General features: G+C 67.6%; 13 protein-coding genes and 1 riboswitch. Of the genes, 10 read left to right on the top strand and 3 right to left on the bottom strand.

Annotation, left to right across the window (positions count from 1 at the left end; genetic code table 11):
- Positions 1–7: 7 nt before the first annotated feature.
- A complete protein-coding gene (dld, locus tag ACLIMP_RS19895; RefSeq protein WP_443478883.1) occupies positions 8–1,723 on the top strand; it encodes a D-lactate dehydrogenase in 1,716 nt (571 codons plus the stop codon).
- The gene (locus tag ACLIMP_RS19890; RefSeq protein ID WP_324699626.1) at positions 1,720–2,583 is read left to right on the top strand and encodes a glucosamine kinase nucleotide-binding domain-containing protein; all 864 of its coding nucleotides are present in this window, start codon (positions 1,720–1,722) and stop codon (positions 2,581–2,583) included. Before dld ends, ACLIMP_RS19890 begins: the two co-directional genes overlap by 4 nt.
- Before the next feature lie 2 nt (positions 2,584–2,585).
- On the opposite strand, the gene ACLIMP_RS19885 is transcribed toward ACLIMP_RS19890, so the two are convergent.
- Positions 2,586–3,107, bottom strand: coding sequence for a GNAT family N-acetyltransferase (locus ACLIMP_RS19885; protein ID WP_443478882.1), 522 nt, complete (start codon positions 3,105–3,107; stop codon positions 2,586–2,588).
- 219 nt (positions 3,108–3,326) lie between these two features.
- Between ACLIMP_RS19885 and ACLIMP_RS19880 the strand changes: the two genes are divergently transcribed.
- From ACLIMP_RS19880 to ACLIMP_RS19860, 5 genes are all read left to right on the top strand, one after another.
- On the top strand, positions 3,327–4,763 hold the full coding sequence (locus tag ACLIMP_RS19880; RefSeq protein ID WP_221937306.1) for a globin-coupled sensor protein: 1,437 nt from the start codon (positions 3,327–3,329) through the stop codon (positions 4,761–4,763).
- Positions 4,764–4,954: 191 nt separating this feature from the next.
- Positions 4,955–5,524 carry a hypothetical protein gene (locus ACLIMP_RS19875; RefSeq protein WP_443478881.1) on the top strand — a complete coding sequence of 190 codons (570 nt, stop codon included), beginning with the start codon at positions 4,955–4,957 and terminating at the stop codon, positions 5,522–5,524.
- Positions 5,525–5,707: 183 nt separating this feature from the next.
- Positions 5,708–6,682, top strand: coding sequence for a DMT family transporter (locus ACLIMP_RS19870; RefSeq protein WP_054441925.1), 975 nt, complete (start codon positions 5,708–5,710; stop codon positions 6,680–6,682).
- Positions 6,683–6,809: 127 nt separating this feature from the next.
- Positions 6,810–8,750: an FAD-binding monooxygenase gene (locus tag ACLIMP_RS19865; RefSeq protein WP_443478880.1), complete on the top strand. Its 1,941-nt coding sequence runs from the start codon at positions 6,810–6,812 to the stop codon at positions 8,748–8,750.
- Between the two features lie 76 nt (positions 8,751–8,826).
- A complete protein-coding gene (locus ACLIMP_RS19860; protein WP_185999684.1) occupies positions 8,827–9,312 on the top strand; it encodes a MarR family winged helix-turn-helix transcriptional regulator in 486 nt (161 codons plus the stop codon).
- 27 nt (positions 9,313–9,339) lie between these two features.
- On the opposite strand, the gene ACLIMP_RS19855 is transcribed toward ACLIMP_RS19860, so the two are convergent.
- On the bottom strand, positions 9,340–10,125 hold the full coding sequence (locus ACLIMP_RS19855) for a CbtA family protein (protein ID WP_185999683.1): 786 nt from the start codon (positions 10,123–10,125) through the stop codon (positions 9,340–9,342).
- A gap of 9 nt (positions 10,126–10,134) precedes the next feature.
- On the bottom strand, positions 10,135–10,362 hold the full coding sequence (locus ACLIMP_RS19850) for a CbtB domain-containing protein (RefSeq protein WP_197283150.1): 228 nt from the start codon (positions 10,360–10,362) through the stop codon (positions 10,135–10,137).
- A gap of 196 nt (positions 10,363–10,558) precedes the next feature.
- Here ACLIMP_RS19850 and ACLIMP_RS19845 point away from each other — a divergent pair, with 196 nt between their 5' ends.
- The 3 genes from ACLIMP_RS19845 to cobN all read left to right on the top strand — a co-directional run bounded on the left by ACLIMP_RS19845 (position 10,559) and on the right by cobN (position 16,414).
- Positions 10,559–11,152, top strand: a complete 594-nt coding sequence (locus ACLIMP_RS19845) for a histidine phosphatase family protein (RefSeq protein WP_443478879.1) — start codon at positions 10,559–10,561, stop codon at positions 11,150–11,152.
- Positions 11,153–11,187: 35 nt separating this feature from the next.
- A riboswitch (cobalamin riboswitch) is annotated at positions 11,188–11,440 on the top strand.
- A 190-nt stretch (positions 11,441–11,630) separates the two neighbouring features.
- Positions 11,631–12,692 (top strand): cobalamin biosynthesis protein CobW, encoded by a 1,062-nt coding sequence (gene cobW, locus ACLIMP_RS19840; protein WP_443478878.1) that lies wholly within the window; start codon positions 11,631–11,633, stop codon positions 12,690–12,692.
- On the top strand, positions 12,692–16,414 hold the full coding sequence (gene cobN / locus ACLIMP_RS19835; protein ID WP_443478877.1) for a cobaltochelatase subunit CobN: 3,723 nt from the start codon (positions 12,692–12,694) through the stop codon (positions 16,412–16,414). Before cobW ends, cobN begins: the two co-directional genes overlap by 1 nt.

Below are 16,414 nucleotides of genomic sequence, written 5' to 3'. Positions count from 1 at the left end.
AAGAACCATGGCAGCGAGCATCACCACACGGGACAAGGCGCTTCTGGCCGCCCTTCGCGGCGCGGTCGGCAAGCGTGACGTGCTCACCTCTCCCCGTGCCACGGCGCGCTTCCGCAAGGGCTATCGCACCGGCGAGGGCCCGGCCATCGCGGTGGTGCGCCCCGGCACCCTGGTGGAGCTGTGGCGCGCGGTACAGGCCTGCGTGGCGGCGGACGTGTCGATCATCATGCAGGCGTCGAACACCGGGCTTACCGGCGGTTCCACCCCCGATGGCGACGACTATCCCGGCGGTCTCGTCATCATCAGCACCACGCGGCTCTCCGCGCTCAAGGTGATCCAGCGCGGCACCCAGGTGCTTTGCATGCCCGGCACCACGCTTTACAAGCTGGAGCAGGCGCTGCGCCCCTTCGGGCGCGAGCCGCATTCGGTGATCGGCTCATCCTGCCTCGGGGCCTCGGTCGTGGGCGGGGTCTGCAACAATTCGGGCGGCTCGCTGATCCGGCGCGGGCCTGCCTATACCCAGCTCGCGCTTTATGCGCAGGTCCAGGCCGACGGTTCGCTGCGCCTGTTCAACCACCTCGGCATCGATCTTGGCGACGAGCCCGAGACCATGCTCTCCCGCCTCGACCGCGAACAGTATACCGAGGCCGACATCGACCCCGCGGGCGACAAGTGGGCGCACGACCATGCCTATGCCCGGCACGTCCGCGATATCGAGAGCGAGGTGCCCGCCCGCTTCAACGCCGATCCGCGCTGCCTGTTCGAGGCGGCGGGAAGCGCGGGCAAGCTGATCGTCTTCGCCGTCCGCCTAGACACGTTCGCGCGCGAGGACGAGACGACCACGTTCTACATCGGCACCCGCGATCCCAACCGGCTGACCGACCTGCGCCGCACCATGCTGCGCGATTTCGATACCCTGCCGATCGCGGGCGAATACATGCACGCCGAGGCTTTCGACGTGGCGGACCGCTACGGCCGCGACATGTTCTACGCCATCGAGCGGCTCGGCACGGATCGCCTGCCCGCGCTGTTCGCGGCCAAGTCCCGCTTCGACGGGCTGTTCGGCGGCGGCCTTGCCGACCGGCTGATGCAATGGGCAAGCCGGTTCATCCCCGAGCACCTCCCGCCCCGCATGCGCGAATACCGCGCCCGCTTCGCGCATCACCTGATCCTCAAGGTGCCGCGCGATCAGGTAGAGGCGGCGCGCGCGCTGCTTGCCGCGCTGTTCCCCGGCGATGCCGATGGCGATCATTTCGAATGCACGCCGCAGGAAAGCGCCAAGGCCTTCCTCCACCGCTTCGTCGCGGCGGGGGCGGCGGTGCGCTACCGCGCTGTTCATCGCCGCGAAGTGGAGGACATCGTCGCGCTCGATGTCGCCCTGCCCCGCAATACCCGCGAATGGCTGGAGCAGCTTCCCGCCGATCTTGCCGCGCGCACGATCCACACGCTCTATTACGGCCATTTCTTCTGCCAGGTGTTCCACCAGGACTACATCGTGAAGAAGGGCACGGACCCGCTCGGTTTCGAGCACGCGCTCTGGGCGCTGCTCGACGCGCGCGGCGCCCGTTATCCGGCCGAGCACAACGTCGGCCACCTCTATGTCGCGCGGCCCGAACTGGCGGAATTCTACCGCGAGATCGACCCGCGCAACCAGCTCAACCCCGGCATCGGCCATACCCCCCGTGGCCGCGACTGGACGGGGACTCACGGAGAACACCCATGACCTATTTCCTCGGCATCGACGCAGGCGGCAGCAATTGCCGCGCCCGGCTGGTCGACGCGCAGGGCAAGGAGATCGGCCATGGCAGGTCCGGCACCGCCAATGCGCGGATCGGCATGGAAGCGCTTTACGAAACGCTCAAGGATACGGTCGATCAGGCCGTGGCCGAAGCCGGGCTGACCGATGGGCAGCGCGCCGCCATTCATGCCGGCATGGGCATCGCCGGGATCACCCGCCCCGGCGTGCGCGATGCGCTGGCCGAACTTGATTTCGGCTTCGCTTCGGTGAATTATGCCACGGACGCGCAGATCGCCAACCTCGGCGCGCACGCCGGACAGGACGGTGCAATCCTCATCATCGGCACCGGCAGCGCCGCGCAGGTGCGGGTGGACGGCCGGGATTTCACCATCGGCGGCTACGGCTTCCCGATCTCGGACGAAGGGAGCGGCGCCGCGCTCGGCCTTTCCGCGATGCGCCACGCCTTGCGCGCGCTGGACGGGCGCACCCGCAAGACCCCGCTCAGCGCCGCCGTGACCGAACGGTTCGAGCATGACACTGCACGGGCCATCGCCTGGATGGACCATGCAAGCCCGCGCGATTACGGCACCTTTGCGCCGCTGGTGATGGACTATGCCGAGGCCGACGACGCCATCGCCCGCTCCATCGTCGAACACGCGGCAGGCCATATCGAGCGCTTCATCGAGACCATCTTCGAACGCGGCGCCACGCGCTGCACGCTCGTCGGCGGCCTTGCCCCGCGGATGCAGCCGTGGCTGCGTTCGCGCACGGTAGAGCGTCTGAGCCCTGCCCTCGGAGATTCGCTGGACGGCGCGCTGCGCCTTGCCGGTTTCGTGCCTGCCTGAGCTTACGGCAGCCGATCGGGCGCTTCGCGGCTGTCGAGCGTGAGCTGAAGAAAGGCGAGGTCCAGCCAGTTTCCGAACTTGCAGCCGACCTCTTTCAACAGGCCCACGGATTCGAAGCCGAGCTTCTCGTGAAGGCGGATCGAGCCCTCGTTGCGGGCCTCGATCCCCGCGACCATGGCGTGCTTGCCGATGGCCCGCGCCCGTTCGATCAGGGCGATCATCAGACTCTCGCCGATCCCGCCGCCGCGCCGGTCGGCGCGGACGTAGACCGAATGCTCGACGGTGTGGCGATAGCCGTCGAATGCGCGCCAGTCCCCGAAGGAGGCATAGCCCAGCACCGTCCCGGATTCGTCGAGCGACACCAGCACGGGATAGCCCGCCTGCCTGCGGTCGGCCAGCCAGGCGAGCCGGTTGGCGGTGTCGACGGCGGTCTCGTTCCAGATCGCGGTCGTGTTCAGCACGGCGTCGTTGTAGATGGCCGTGATCCCTTCGATATCCGCCGCTACGGCATCACGAATGGTCAAACATGCTCCACCGAGGTGCCGGTCGATATCGTCAGCTTGCGTCATCCCGGCACTATAGTGGACGGCTCGGTCCCCGCAAGCAGCCCCCCGAACGCGAAGCTTCCCCAGGCGGAAAATTATGACGGCCAAGCGCCCGGCCGGGGCCGCGGCTTTCCTATAAAGCATTGACGCAAAGGATTTCATTACGGCCGGCGAGCCGCCGCCGCACGGGAGATCAAATTGACAGTCAAGACGATCGAGGAACGGCTGGAATTCCTCGAGTTCGACCCTGCGCAGCGCCGCGTTCTCGCGGCGGCGCAGCCCCTGCTTCGCAAGTGCATTCCCCCCGCGCTCGACCATTTCTACGCACGGGTCCGCGCCACGCCGCAAATGGCGCGCATGTTCACCAGCGACCGGCACATCGATTCCGCCAAGAGCGCCCAACTCGGGCACTGGATGGGCATCGCCACCGGCCGCTTCGACGAGAGCTACCACGCCGCCGTCAGCCGCATCGGGAAGGTCCATGCCCGGATCGGCCTTGAGCCGCGCTGGTACATCGGCGGCTATGCGCTCGTGCTTGAGGAAATCATGCGCGCGGTGGAGCGCAGCGCCAGCCCGTGGAAGCGGATGCTCGGCCTCTCGCGCCCCGGCAAGCTCAGCCGGGCGCTGATGAAGGCGGCCATGCTCGACATGGACCTGTCGATCTCGATCTACTTCGAAGAAGCCGAGGCCGAGCGGAACCAGGCCATCGCCGCGCTGGACCGCGCGATGTCGCGGCTGGCGGGCGGCGATCTCATCCATGACATCGACGACCTGCCCGGCGGCTTCCTCTCGCTCAAGCAGTCCTACAACGGCAGCCTCGCGAACCTGCGCGGCACGATCGGCTCGGTGGTGCGGACGTCGGAGGCGATCTACGGCGAATCCGGCGCGATCGCCCGCGCGTCCGAAGACCTCGCACGCCGCACCGAAAGCAGCGCCGCCAATCTCGAAGAGACCGCCGCCACCCTTGTGCGGGTGGAGGAACGGGTGAAGGCCACTGCCGGCGGCGCGCAGGAAACCCTCGGCATTGCAGGCGGCGCGCTTTCCGTCGTGCAGCAGGGCCGCGCCGTGGCCGAAGATGCGGTGCAGGCCATGCAAGTGGTCCACGAAAGCGCGCGCGGGATCGACGAGGTGATCGAGGGGGTGGACAAGATCGCCTTCCAGACCCGCGTCCTGGCCATGAACGCCGCCGTCGAGGCGGGGCGTGCCGGAAACGCCGGACGCGGTTTCGCGGTCGTGGCCGACCTCGTCAGTTCGCTGGCCATGCGCGCCGAGGAAGAGGCCCGCAAGGCCCGCAACGGCCTTTCGGCCACCCGCTCCGAGATCGACCGGGCGGTAGAGACGGTATCGCGGGTGGACCGCTCGCTGGAACGGATCGCCGGAGAAGTCGACCGGGTTCACCACCTCGTCGAAACCATGGCGCGGGACAACGACGCGCAGGCCTCGGCGATTTCCGAAGTGAGCGTCGCCGTGGGCATGATGGACCGCACCACCCAGCAGAACGCCGCGATGGTCGAGCAGACGTCCGCTGCCGCCCGCACGCTGATCTCCGACGCGACCACCCTTGCCGAACATGCCAGGCGCTTTCAGATCGGCGAAGCACCCGGCGGCCTGAAGCCCCGGCTTCAGGCGGTCTGAGCGAAGCGGGGCCGGGTGCGGAAAGGAGAATCCTTGCACCCGGCTCCCCCTTCGCCCCATTTTTCGCCCCTCTTCAAAGTTTAACTTTCGACACTTTGCCCGGCGGTAAAGTGTCACGGCCGACAAAGCGCAGAATTGCGAAAGATCAGGGATTCTCACGATTCGCGATCTGTGCTCTATAGATTCCCGTTATGTTTCTCGCGCCGACCGATCCCGCCCGCCGCGCCCCCGCCAGCGACATGGCAGCCCTGCTAGATCAGGTCGCTCATGCCAGCAGCCGGCCCCGCTATGCCTTCATGGTGCTCAGCCTGATCGCCGAGATCGCCCGCCCGGACGGCAGCGCCGGGCCCTTCATCGCCCATCGCGGCCAGTCCATCCTGCTGCGGGACTGGCTCTGCGACGCGCTGACACCGATGGGCGGGCGCGATCCCAAACGGCAGGCGCTGATGATGAAAGTGCGCGCGGAGCTGGAACGGACGGGAAGACTCCCGCAGCAGCCCACTGCCGCCGAAGCCGCGATCGAGGCCGAAGTCCGCGAGCGTGTGCGCAGTTCGGGCAAGACCAACCTCAGCCGGGCAACCACCGAACTGGTCAAGGCGGGCCTGATCCAGCGCCATTATCAGGGCTTTCGCGTGGACCATCACAACCGGGGGGCGCAGCGGCACGTCGTCTACACCCTGACCGGCCGGGCGCGCTGCCTGATGGGACGCTCCGGCCCCACCTCGGGCGATCGCAGGCAGGGCGAACTCGCGCTCAACTGAAAACACGCGGGGCGCCCCCTCCGCTTCCCGGCGCTCGGCAAAGTGTCACGCGGGACAGGCACACGCACCACTCAAGCCGCCCGAGATCACGACAGGATATTGCCGAAAAGCGGCACTGCGGGCATTGACGTTTCGCGCCGCCTGGTGAACGGCTCCCGCTCCCCAACGCAGGAGCGATATCCAGTGAGCAACCAGAAGACCGGCAACGCCACCATCGCCGGCATTGCCTGCGGCGCCGGTGCGGGCGCGTTCTGGGGGCTCGTGTTCCTGGCGCCCGAACTGGCCGGAGACTTCACGCCGCTGCAGCTCACTGCCGGGCGCTACCTGTTCTACGGCGCGCTCTCGCTGCTTCTGCTCCTGCCGCGCTGGCGGCAGCTCGGCCCGCATGTGACCCGGCGCGAATGGCTGGCGCTGGGCTGGCTCGCCTTCACCGGCAATACGCTCTATTTCATCCTGCTATCAAGCGCGGTCCAGAACGGCGGCGTCGCACTTACCGCCCTTGTCGTGGGGTTCCTGCCGGTTGCCGTAACCATCATCGGCAGCCGCGACCATGGCGCCGTGCCGCTGCGGCGGCTGGTCCCCTCGCTGCTGCTCTGCATGGCCGGCGCGATCTGCATCGGCTGGCAGGCCGTTGTCGATCCCTCTTCCGGCACGGTGGAGCAGCAACTGATCGGCCTGGGCTGCGCGGTGGGCGCGCTCATTTCGTGGACCGGCTTCGCGGTGGGCAATTCCCGCTGGCTGGCGCGGCTCGACCATGTTTCCCCGCATGACTGGAACCTGCTGACCGGCCTCGTGACCGGCGCGCAGAGCTTGCTGCTGCTGCCTTTCGCGCTGCTGCTCGATACCGCGCACCATACCGATGCCGCGTGGCTGCGCCTCGGCGCAATTTCGCTGGGCGTGGCGGTGCTCGCCTCGATCCTCGGCAATGCGCTGTGGAACCGCATGAGCCGCCTGCTTCCGCTGACGCTCGCCGGGCAGATGATCCTGTTCGAAACGCTGTTCGCGCTCGTCTATGCCTTCGTCTGGGAACGGCGCCTGCCCACCCCGATGGAGGCCGCCGCCTTCGCCCTGCTGGTGCCCAGCGTGATCTCCTGCATCGCCGCCCATCGCAAGCCCGGGACGGTGCCGGTAAGCGACGGAGATACCCTGCACCCCTGATCGCCGCGCTCTCCCACTGCTCGCCCGCATTTGACTCCGGAATATAGGTAGCATACTACTTATATTCGTTAAGGCGGTACCCGTTCGTCCGAACCGGGAGCCTGCCTGTGTTGGAGAGGATGAGACGATGCAATTTCACCTGAACGGATTCCGCACCGGCGACCCGGCCGTTTCTGAACCGGCCCCCACCCTCGCACTTGGGAGCGACAGGCCCTCCGGCGCGCCGGACGATGTGGACGTGCTGATCGTCGGTTGCGGCCCCGCCGGGCTGACGCTGGCCGCGCAGCTTGCGCGGTTCCCCTCGATCCGCACCCGCATCGTCGAGCGCAAGGACGGTCCGCTCGCGCTCGGTCAGGCGGACGGCATCGCCTGCCGCACGATGGAGATGTTCAACGCCTTCGGTTTTGCCGACCGCGTGGCGCGGGAAGCCTACTGGGTCAACGAAACCACGTTCTGGAAGCCGGACGACAGCGAAGCGCGCCGGATTTCCCGCCACGGCCGCATTGCCGATACCGAGGATGGGCTTTCGGAATTCCCCCACGTCATCCTCAACCAGGCCCGCGTCCATGACTTTTACCTTGAAGCCATGCGCAATGCGCCGACCCGCCTAGTGCCGGACTACGCCATGGAAGTGGCGGACCTGACCATACCGGAAGACCCGGCCGAGCCGGTCCTCGCAAGGCTGCGGCGCGTGGGCGCAGAGGGAGAGGAAGGCACCGAACTGGTGCGGGCGCGCTATGTCGTGGGCTGCGACGGCGCCCGCAGCCAGGTCCGCCGGGCGATCGGCCGCGAACTGATCGGGGAATCCGCCAACCAGGCCTGGGGCGTCATGGATGTGCTCGCCTACAGCGACTTTCCCGATATCCGCCTCAAGAGCGCGATCCATTCCGCGAACGAGGGCAACATCCTCATCATCCCGCGCGAAGGCGGCTATCTGGTGCGTCTCTACATCGAACTGGACAAGCTCGGCCGGGACGAGCGGGTGGCGGCGCGGAACATCACGCGCGAACAGCTCATCGACGCCGCCCGGCGCATCCTCCATCCTTACGTGCTCGACGTGAAGGAAGTGGCGTGGTGGTCCGTCTACGAGATCGGCCAGCGCCTTTGCGACAAGTTCGACGATGTGCCCGCCGGAGCGGAGCAGCGCCGCCTCCCCCGCGTCTTCATCGCGGGCGATGCCTGCCACACGCACAGCCCCAAGGCCGGACAGGGCATGAACGTGTCCATGCAGGACGCCTTCAACCTCGGCTGGAAGCTTGCTGCCGTGCTGCGCGGGCAGGCCGGGCCGGAACTGCTGCACAGCTATTCGGCCGAGCGGCAGACGATCGCGCAGGAGCTGATCGATTTCGACCGCGAATTCGCCGCGATGTTCAGTGCGAAGCCGAAAACCGCCGAGGACGAGGACGGTGTCGATCCCGCCGAATTCCAGCGCTATTTCGTGAAGCAGGGTCGCTTCACGGCAGGAACCGCCACGCAGTATCGCCGCTCCGCCTTGACCGGCAGCGGCGAGCACCAGCACCTTGCGGAAGGTTTCAGGGTCGGGATGCGCTTCCATTCGGCGCCCGTCGTGCGCCTTGCCGATGCAAAGCCGATGCACCTCGGGCACGCCGCCGAGGCGGACGGGCGCTGGCGGATCTACCTCTTCGCGGGCGATGACGGTCTCCAGCCCGGCTCCCGCCTTGCCCGGCTGTGCCGCACGCTGGAAACCGACCCAGCCTCGCCTCTGCTTCGCCACACGCCGAAGGGCGCCGATGCCGACGCCCTGTTCGACTTGCGCGCGGTATTCCAGCAATCGCACCGGTCGCTGTCGATGGACGAGCTTCCCGGGCTGCTCTGGCCGCGCAAGGGCGAACTGGGCCTGCGCGATTACGAAAAGGCGTTCTGCGCCGATCCGGGCGCGGGCGACATCTACGACATGCGCGGCGTGAACCGGGAGGAAGGCTGCATGATCGTGGTCCGCCCGGACCAGTACATCGCGCAGGTGCTTCCGCTTGACGGCACGCGGGAACTGGCCGCCTACTTCGCCGCCAACCTGACCGCCGCCCGAATTCCCGAACCGGCGGGCTGAACCTTCCGGCCGAGGTCGGCCATGGCAGCACACGGGAGGCTTGAGCAGGCGGGCGTTATCAAGCTAGGTGGCTGTCATGAGCGACCTCGAGACCATGCCCGGCCACCTGATCCGCCGCCTTCAGCAGATTTCCGTGGCGCGCTTCACATCGCGCATGACCGAGGCCGGGCTTGACCTGACCTCGGTCCAATATGCGGCGATGCTGACCCTGCGCGATCATCCGGGGCTGGACCAGCAGACGCTGGCGGGCATGATCGCCTATGACCGGGTGACGATCGGCGGCGTGATCGACCGGCTCGTGCAGAAAGGGCTGGTCGAACGCGAGGTCAGCCCGACCGACCGCCGCGCCCGCGTGCTGATGCTGAGCCGGCAGGGCGGCGAGGCTCTGGCCGCGGCAACGCCATGGGTGGACAAGGTGCAGGACGACATCGTCTCTCATCTCACATCAGAAGAACAGGATATCTTCCTGAAACTTCTGAAGAAGACCACGCGCGCCGGTAACGAGCTGAGCCGCGCGCCGCTGCGCCCGGCGCCCACGGGGGCAGGCAACCGGAGCGAGTGAGCAAGCCTTCCGGGAGGCAGGCCGTGCTCAGGCCGACTGGCGCCTGAGCACGCGTTCCGCCCATAGTCCGAAAGCCAGTCCGATGGTGGCCCACAGCACGAGCTGCGTTCCCATCGAGGCGAGCCGGAAGTTCCAGAGCAATACCGCCGGGAAATCGGCAGGCACTTCGTTGATCGCGGGAAGCAGGAACTGGCCGAGGCCGACCATCCCGAGATAGACGACGAAAGCCAGCAGGGTGGCATCGAAGCCCCTGCCCGGCCGCGCCAGCCTGCCGCGAAGGCGCCCGGCAACCACGGCCGCGCCGAGCGACAGCGCGATCATGCCGAAATAGGCCGCCGTGCGCAGCGCCACCGTCTCGTGCTTGCCTACGGCCGGCGGGGTCTGCGGATACTTGATCGCGGGAACCACCACCACCAGCACGAAAGTCAGCGCCGCCAGAAGCAGTGCGAAGCTGCGCGGGCCGAGATGGCCCATCCTGCCATAGCCGTATGCGAAGACCAGCGAGAAGATGCCCCCCACCGCCGCGCCGTAAAGCGCGAGCGCGGTGACGAGGCCGGCCCCCTTCTGGGTATCGCGGCTGACGAGTTCCTCTTCGTCCGCCGGATGCGGGTGTGCGAGCGGGGCAGATGCCATCGCCATTCCGGCGTGATCGGGCGCCGGGTGATCGGGCAGAGCGCCGTGGGCCGCGTGATCTTCCTCGTAACCGATCGCGAGGTCGATCTGCGGTTCCGCGAAACCGCGTGCAAAAAGCGTGGCCAGAAGCGCGCCCAGAATGCCGGCAAGCATTCCGCGCCAAAGCAATTGACGGGTCATGACGTTACCTCAGTGGCAGGGAAAACCGAGGAGGTGCCGGCCGTCGTGGACGAATTCGTGAACGTACATGCCCTGGAACAGGGAGAAAGCGCCCTGTTCGGTGCTCACGAAATAGAGGAAGATAAGGGCCAGCAGCGTGCCCAGCACGGCCCAGGGAGCGATGTCCTCGATCGGGATGGCGCTGCCGCCTTCGACCGGAATGAAGGTGTCATCGAAAATTGCGGCGGAAACAGCCATGCTCATGCTCCTTGGCGGGATTGCGCGTCCCCGGAAAATCTGTGCCAAGGCGGAAGGTCTGGCTCTCGACGGGGAAGTTCCCGTTCGATTACAGTGGCGCGACCGCGCCGGAATTCCACCGGCTTCTTCAATCCTCGACGCCTTCCCTTAGGGCCGGGTTACCGGCGGCGTCAACGACCTCGATGGAATTCAGGCCTTGGCGACGACCCTCCTGCTGATCTGCATCGCCGCCACGGCCCCGGCCCGTCACGGCGGCTTTGCAGGGCCTGACGAACCGCTGGACGAGGGCGGGCTGCGCGATGCGGCGCGCACCGCGCTGAACGATCGCTTCCGCGATAGCACCTTCACCAGCCCCGCCCTCGCCGCTGCCGAGACCGCAGGGGCGATGGGGATTACCGGGCGGACGGAACCCGCGCTGGCCGATATCGATCATGGCCGCTGGTCCGGCCGCGCCTTTGCGCAAGTGCACGAGGAGGAACCCGGCGCGTTCTCGGCATGGATCGCAGACCCGCTTGGCGGCGCTCCGGGGGGAGAATCGATGGAAACCGCCCGGCAGCGGATCGGCCGCTGGATGGACGAGATCGCCCGTCACGACGGCCCGGCCTGCGGGATCACGCACCCGATGATCGTGCGCGCGGCGCTTTCCCATGCGCTCTGCCTGCCGCTTTCCACCACGCTCGCGATAGACATCGCGCCGCTTTCGCATACCGTGTTTTCGTTCAGCGGCAGATGGCGGCTGCAATCGCTTGGCCTTGCCGGGGGGCTTGCGGGCAGCGGCCTGCCCGGCTAATCGCCGCAGGGCCCGTTTCGCCCTTCAGGACGCCGCGGGCAAAGATCGCGCCGGTGCCCCGCAAGGGGCTTAATACGGGAACCCGGTAGAGTTTTGCTCGAAAGAGTTTGCTCGATTCCGGGGCTGTCCCTGCAACTGTAAGCGGTGAGCGCGATGCACATTCGCGGCGGGACAATCGCTTCCCGACGCAGCCACTGGGCCGGACGCTAAATCCTGCGAGGCCTGGGAAGGCCGTGCATCACGCCCTGACCCGCGAGCCAGGAAACCTGCCTGCGTCGATGTCGCTCTTGCCCGGGTCCAGGGGATGGCCAAGGCACGGTAACTCTTCCGTCTGAGCGACGTGATGCATGCGGCCGGGGCCGCAGCGGCATATCGCGTCGGGCGCCCGTGCGCCGGTCCGACGCGGCACGCCGGAATCGTCGCAGGTCGCGGCGGAAAGCCCCGCCGCTTCAGGTCGCTGGCGCGCGGGAGACGACACATGAGCAAAGTTCCCACCACCGTCATCACCGGCTTTCTGGGCGCCGGCAAGACCACGCTGATCCGCCACCTGCTGCAAAACGCCAAGGGCCGCCGCCTTGCCCTCATCATCAACGAATTCGGCGATGTCGGCGTGGACGGCGAACTGGTGAAGGGCTGCAACGACGAAGCCTGCCCGGAAGACGATATCGTCGAACTGGCCAACGGCTGCATCTGCTGCACCGTCGCCGACGATTTCCTGCCGACCATGCAGAAGCTGCTGGACCGCGAGAACAGGCCCGATCACATCATCATCGAGACCAGCGGCCTTGCCCTGCCCAAGCCGCTGGTGAAGGCCTTCCAGTGGCCCGACATCCGCACCCGCGCCACCGTTGACGGCGTGGTCGCCCTGATCGACGCCGATGCGGTTGCCGCGGGCCGCTTCGCCACTGACGAGGCAGCACTGGCCGCTGCCCGCGCGGCCGATCCGATGCTGGACCACGAAAGCCCGCTGGAAGAACTGTTCGAGGAACAGCTGGGCTGCGCCGACATGGTCGTGCTCAACAAGACCGACCTCGTCGATGCCGATGCCCTCGCCCATGTCGAAACGCTGGTGCTGGCCGAAACGCGCCCCGGCGTGAAGATCGTGCGCGCCGATCACGGCGCCGTCGATATCGCCGCGCTGCTGGGCATCACCGCCGCTGCCGAGGACGATCTCGATTCCCGCCCTTCGCACATCGACGGGCTGGACGAGGATCACGACCATGACGACTTCGACAGCTTCGTCGTTTCCGGCGGCGATGTGGCCGATCTCGACGCCCTTCTCGCCCGTTTGAACGGCCTGATCACAGAGCACGACATTCTGCGCGTGAAAGGCATGGTCGCGGTCGGCGGCAAGCCCAGCCGCCTTGTCGTGCAGGCCGTCGGTCCGCGCATCCAGCACTTCTACGACCGCGCCTGGCTGCCGCAGGAAATGCGCCGTACGCAGCTCGTCGTCATCGGCCAGAAGGGGCTGGACCGCACCGCCATCGAAGCAGGGCTTGCCGGGGTTCTCGGCCCCGTGGCCACTACAGCAGACGCCTGATGCACCTGCTGTCCGCCACGCCGGGGACGATCTCCAACGGCGAGGAGGCGATCGACCTCGACCAGTCTCCCGGCGACATGGTGATCCTCACCGTGGCGGACAGCGAACTCGCCTGCTTCGCGGGCGCGGCGGCGCGTTTGCCGGAAGGTGGGCCGAGCGTTCGCCTCGCCAATCTGCTGCAACTGCGCCATCCCTACTCGATCGACCTCTATGTAGAGAAAGTGATCGCGAAGGCCAGATTCGTCTGCGTGATCCTGCTCGGCGGCAAGAGCTACTGGGGCTACGGGATCGACGAGATCGCCCGTGTCGCGCGGGAGAACGGCATTGCCTTCGCCGCCATCGCCGATGGGCGCGAGGCCGATCCCGCACTCGACCGCGCCTCCACCTTGACCGCCGAGGTCCGCGAGCGGATGCGCGACTATCTCCGGCAGGGCGGCATGGCCAATGCCCTCTCGTTCCTGCGCACCGCCGCGCGGACCATCGGCCATGACGCAGGCGAGCCGGACGATCCGGTGCCCGTGGCCGATGCCGGGCTCTACCTTGCAGGCACCGAGCGCGCCGGGCTTGCCGAAGTGCAGGCAGGCTGGACCGAAGGCCGCCCGCTCGCCCTGCTGGTGTTCTACCGCGCGCTGATGATCGCGGGCACGCTGGACGCCGTAGACGCGATGATCGCGGCGCTGCAGGAGCGCGGCTTCAACGTCGCCGCCGTTCACGTCCGCGCCTTGCGGGAACCTTTCGCGGTGGACTGGCTGGGCGGATTGCTGGGCGAGATCGCGCCCGATGTGATCGTCAACGCCACCAGCTTCGCCTCCTCCTCCGCAGGTGACGATCGCAAGCCGGGCATTCTCGAAAAGGCGGACTGCCCGATCCTGCAAGTCGCCTTTGCGGGAGTCCTGGAAAGCGAGTGGCAGAGCGCCGCGCGCGGCCTTGGCCCGCGCGACCTTGCGATGAACGTGGCGCTGCCCGAAGTGGACGGCCGCATTTTCACCCGCGCCGTCGCCTTCAAGGCGGCCGAGCGTTTCGACGAAGTGACCCAGTGCGGCATCGTCGTCCCGCGCGTCGCGCCGGACCGGGTGGCCTTCGTCGCCGATCTCGCCGCTAACTGGGCGAGCCTGCGCCGCACGCCGTCCACCGAGCGCCGTGTGGCGCTGGTGCTGGCGAACTACCCCAACCGCGATGGACGCATCGGCAATGGCGTGGGCCTCGACACCCCTGCCAGCACCGCTGCGATCGTCGCCGCGCTGGCCGAGGCGGGCTACGACACCGGCAAGGCTCCGCAAGACGGCGCCGCACTGATGCGCGTGATGACCGGCGGCGTGACCAACGATCTGACATCGCTGGAACGCGCGGGCGAAGTTTCGCTGCCGCTTTCGGCCTACGAATCCGCCTTCGCAATGGTGCCCGAAAACGCGCGCAAGGCCATGGCCGAGCGCTGGGGCGCGCCATCCGCCGACCCCTTCGTGCGGGACGGCGCATTCCGCCTGCCGGTCCACCGTTTCGGCAATCTCGCCGTCGCCGTGCAGCCCGCGCGCGGCTATAACATCGATCCCAAGGCCAGCTATCACGATCCGGCCCTGCCGCCGCCGCACGCCTATCTGGCCTTCCACGTCTGGCTGGCGCAGGACTTCGGCGCGCAGGCGGTGGTCCATGTCGGCAAGCACGGCAATCTGGAATGGCTGCCCGGCAAGGCCATCTCGCTCTCGCGCGAGTGCTTCCCGGAGATCTGCGCCGGGCCGCTGCCGCAGCTCTACCCCTTCATCGTCAACGACCCCGGCGAAGGCACACAGGCCAAACGCCGGATCGGCGCGGTGGTGATCGACCACCTCACCCCGCCCCTGACCCGCGCCGAGACCTATGGCCCGCTCAAGCAGCTTGAGGCGCTGGTGGACGAATACTACCTCGCCGCCGGGATGGACCCGCGCCGCCTCGACCGCTTGCGGCGGGACATTCTCGATCTGGCGCGCAGCCACGGCCTCGACCGCGATGCCGGGGCCAGCGGAGACGATGACGACGCGCTTTCGGCCATCGACAACTACTTGTGCGAACTGAAGGAATTGCAGATTCGCGACGGTCTGCATGTCTTCACGCAGTCGCCCGAAGGCCGCTTGCGGCGCGACCTGCTGGTGGCGCTGGCCCGCACGCCGCGTGGCTATGACCATGCCGGACAGGCCTCGCTCTTGCGCGCGATGTCTATCGACTTAGGCCTCGACTTCGATCCGCTCGATTGCCGCATGGGCGATCGCTGGGACGGCGCGCGGCCTGAAGCGCTGGCGGCGATTTCGGGCGAGCCTTGGCGCACGCATGGCGATACCGTCGAGCGGCTCGAACTGCTGGCAGCCGAAATGGTCGATAAGCCCAGCGGCAACCTCGGCAGCGAAACCGCCGCCGTCCTCGACGCCATCCGCACCGACCTCGCCCCCCGCATTGACCTGTGCGGTCCACGCGAGGCCGAGGCCCTGCTGGCCGGTCTGAACGGCCGCTTCGTTCTGCCCGGCCCCTCCGGCGCGCCCACGCGCGGGCGGCCGGACGTATTGCCCACGGGGCGCAACTTCTATTCGGTCGACACCCGCGCCGTGCCCACCGCCGTTGCCTGGGAACTCGGCCGCAAGTCCGCCGATCTTCTGGTGGAAGACTACCTCCAGCGCGAGGGCGAATACCCCAAGGCCATGGCGCTTTCCGCATGGGGCACCGCCAACATGCGCACCGGCGGCGACGACATCGCGCAGGCCCTCGCGCTGATGGGCGTGCGCCCGCGCTGGGACTGGGCTTCGGGCCGCGTGGTCGGCTTCGAGGTGATGACCGTGGCCGAAATCGGCCGCCCGCGCGTGGACGTGACCTTGCGCGTCTCCGGCTTCTTCCGCGATGCCTTCCCCGAACAGATCGACCTGATCGACAGCGCCGCGCGCGCGGTTATGGCGCTCGACGAACCGCTGGGCGACAACCCCGCCGCCGAGCGCCACCGCGCCGAAACCGCCAAATTGGTCGAAGATGGCGAGGCCGAAACGCAGGCCACCCGCCGTGCTGGTGTGCGCGTGTTCGGATCGAAACCGGGTGCCTACGGCGCCGGACTTCAGGCCATGATCGACGAGAAGATCTGGCACGAACGTAGCGATCTGGCCGATGTCTATCTCGACTGGGGCAGTTACGCCTATGGCGGCGGCGTGGAGGGTGATGCCGAGCGCGGCCTTTTCGCCGCGCGCCTCGCCTCGGTCGATGCCGTGGTGCAGAATCAGGACAACCGCGAGCACGACCTGCTCGACAGCGACGATTACTACCAGTTCGAAGGCGGCATCGCCGCTGCCGTCGAGCATCTGAAAGGCCGCGCGCCGATCAGCTATCACAACGACCACAGCCGCCCGGAACGCCCGGTCGTCCGCACGCTTGAGGATGAGATCGGCCGCATCGTGCGCGGGCGCGTCACCAATCCCAAGTGGATCGCCGGCGTGATGCGCCACGGCTACAAGGGCGCGTTCGAGATCGCCGCCTCGGTCGATTACCTCTTCGCCTTTGCCGCCACGACCCACGCGGTCAAGGACCATCATTTCGACGCCGTCCACGCCGCCTTCATTGAGGACGAGGCGGTGCGTGATTTCATGGCCAAGGCCAATCCCGCCGCCTTGCGCGAAACCGCCGCACGCCTTGCCGAGGCGCTCGAACGCGGCCTCTGGAAACCCCGATCGAACAGCGCGGGCCTGACGCTCGCGGCCCTCTCAGGAGCATGA

It is taken from the genome of Novosphingobium aeonii (genome assembly GCF_052279045.1).
Lineage (GTDB): Bacteria > Pseudomonadota > Alphaproteobacteria > Sphingomonadales > Sphingomonadaceae > Novosphingobium.
The sequence above is the reverse complement of the archived record's forward strand: the minus strand, read 5'-3'. Positions and strand labels throughout refer to the sequence as shown.

Bases quoted from the DNA above. Each gene is read 5' to 3' on its own strand.
- ACLIMP_RS19890 (WP_324699626.1), top strand. From the start codon at position 1,720: ATGACCTATTTCCTCGGCATCGACGCAGGCGGCAGCAATTGCCGCGCC.
- ACLIMP_RS19875 (WP_443478881.1), top strand. From the start codon at position 4,955: ATGTTTCTCGCGCCGACCGATCCCGCCCGCCGCGCCCCCGCCAGCGAC.
- ACLIMP_RS19850 (WP_197283150.1), bottom strand. From the start codon at position 10,362: ATGGCTGTTTCCGCCGCAATTTTCGATGACACCTTCATTCCGGTCGAA.
- cobW (WP_443478878.1), top strand. From the start codon at position 11,631: ATGAGCAAAGTTCCCACCACCGTCATCACCGGCTTTCTGGGCGCCGGC.
- dld (WP_443478883.1), top strand. From the start codon at position 8: ATGGCAGCGAGCATCACCACACGGGACAAGGCGCTTCTGGCCGCCCTT.
- ACLIMP_RS19855 (WP_185999683.1), bottom strand. From the start codon at position 10,125: ATGACCCGTCAATTGCTTTGGCGCGGAATGCTTGCCGGCATTCTGGGC.
- ACLIMP_RS19860 (WP_185999684.1), top strand. From the start codon at position 8,827: ATGAGCGACCTCGAGACCATGCCCGGCCACCTGATCCGCCGCCTTCAG.
- ACLIMP_RS19865 (WP_443478880.1), top strand. From the start codon at position 6,810: ATGCAATTTCACCTGAACGGATTCCGCACCGGCGACCCGGCCGTTTCT.
- cobN (WP_443478877.1), top strand. From the start codon at position 12,692: ATGCACCTGCTGTCCGCCACGCCGGGGACGATCTCCAACGGCGAGGAG.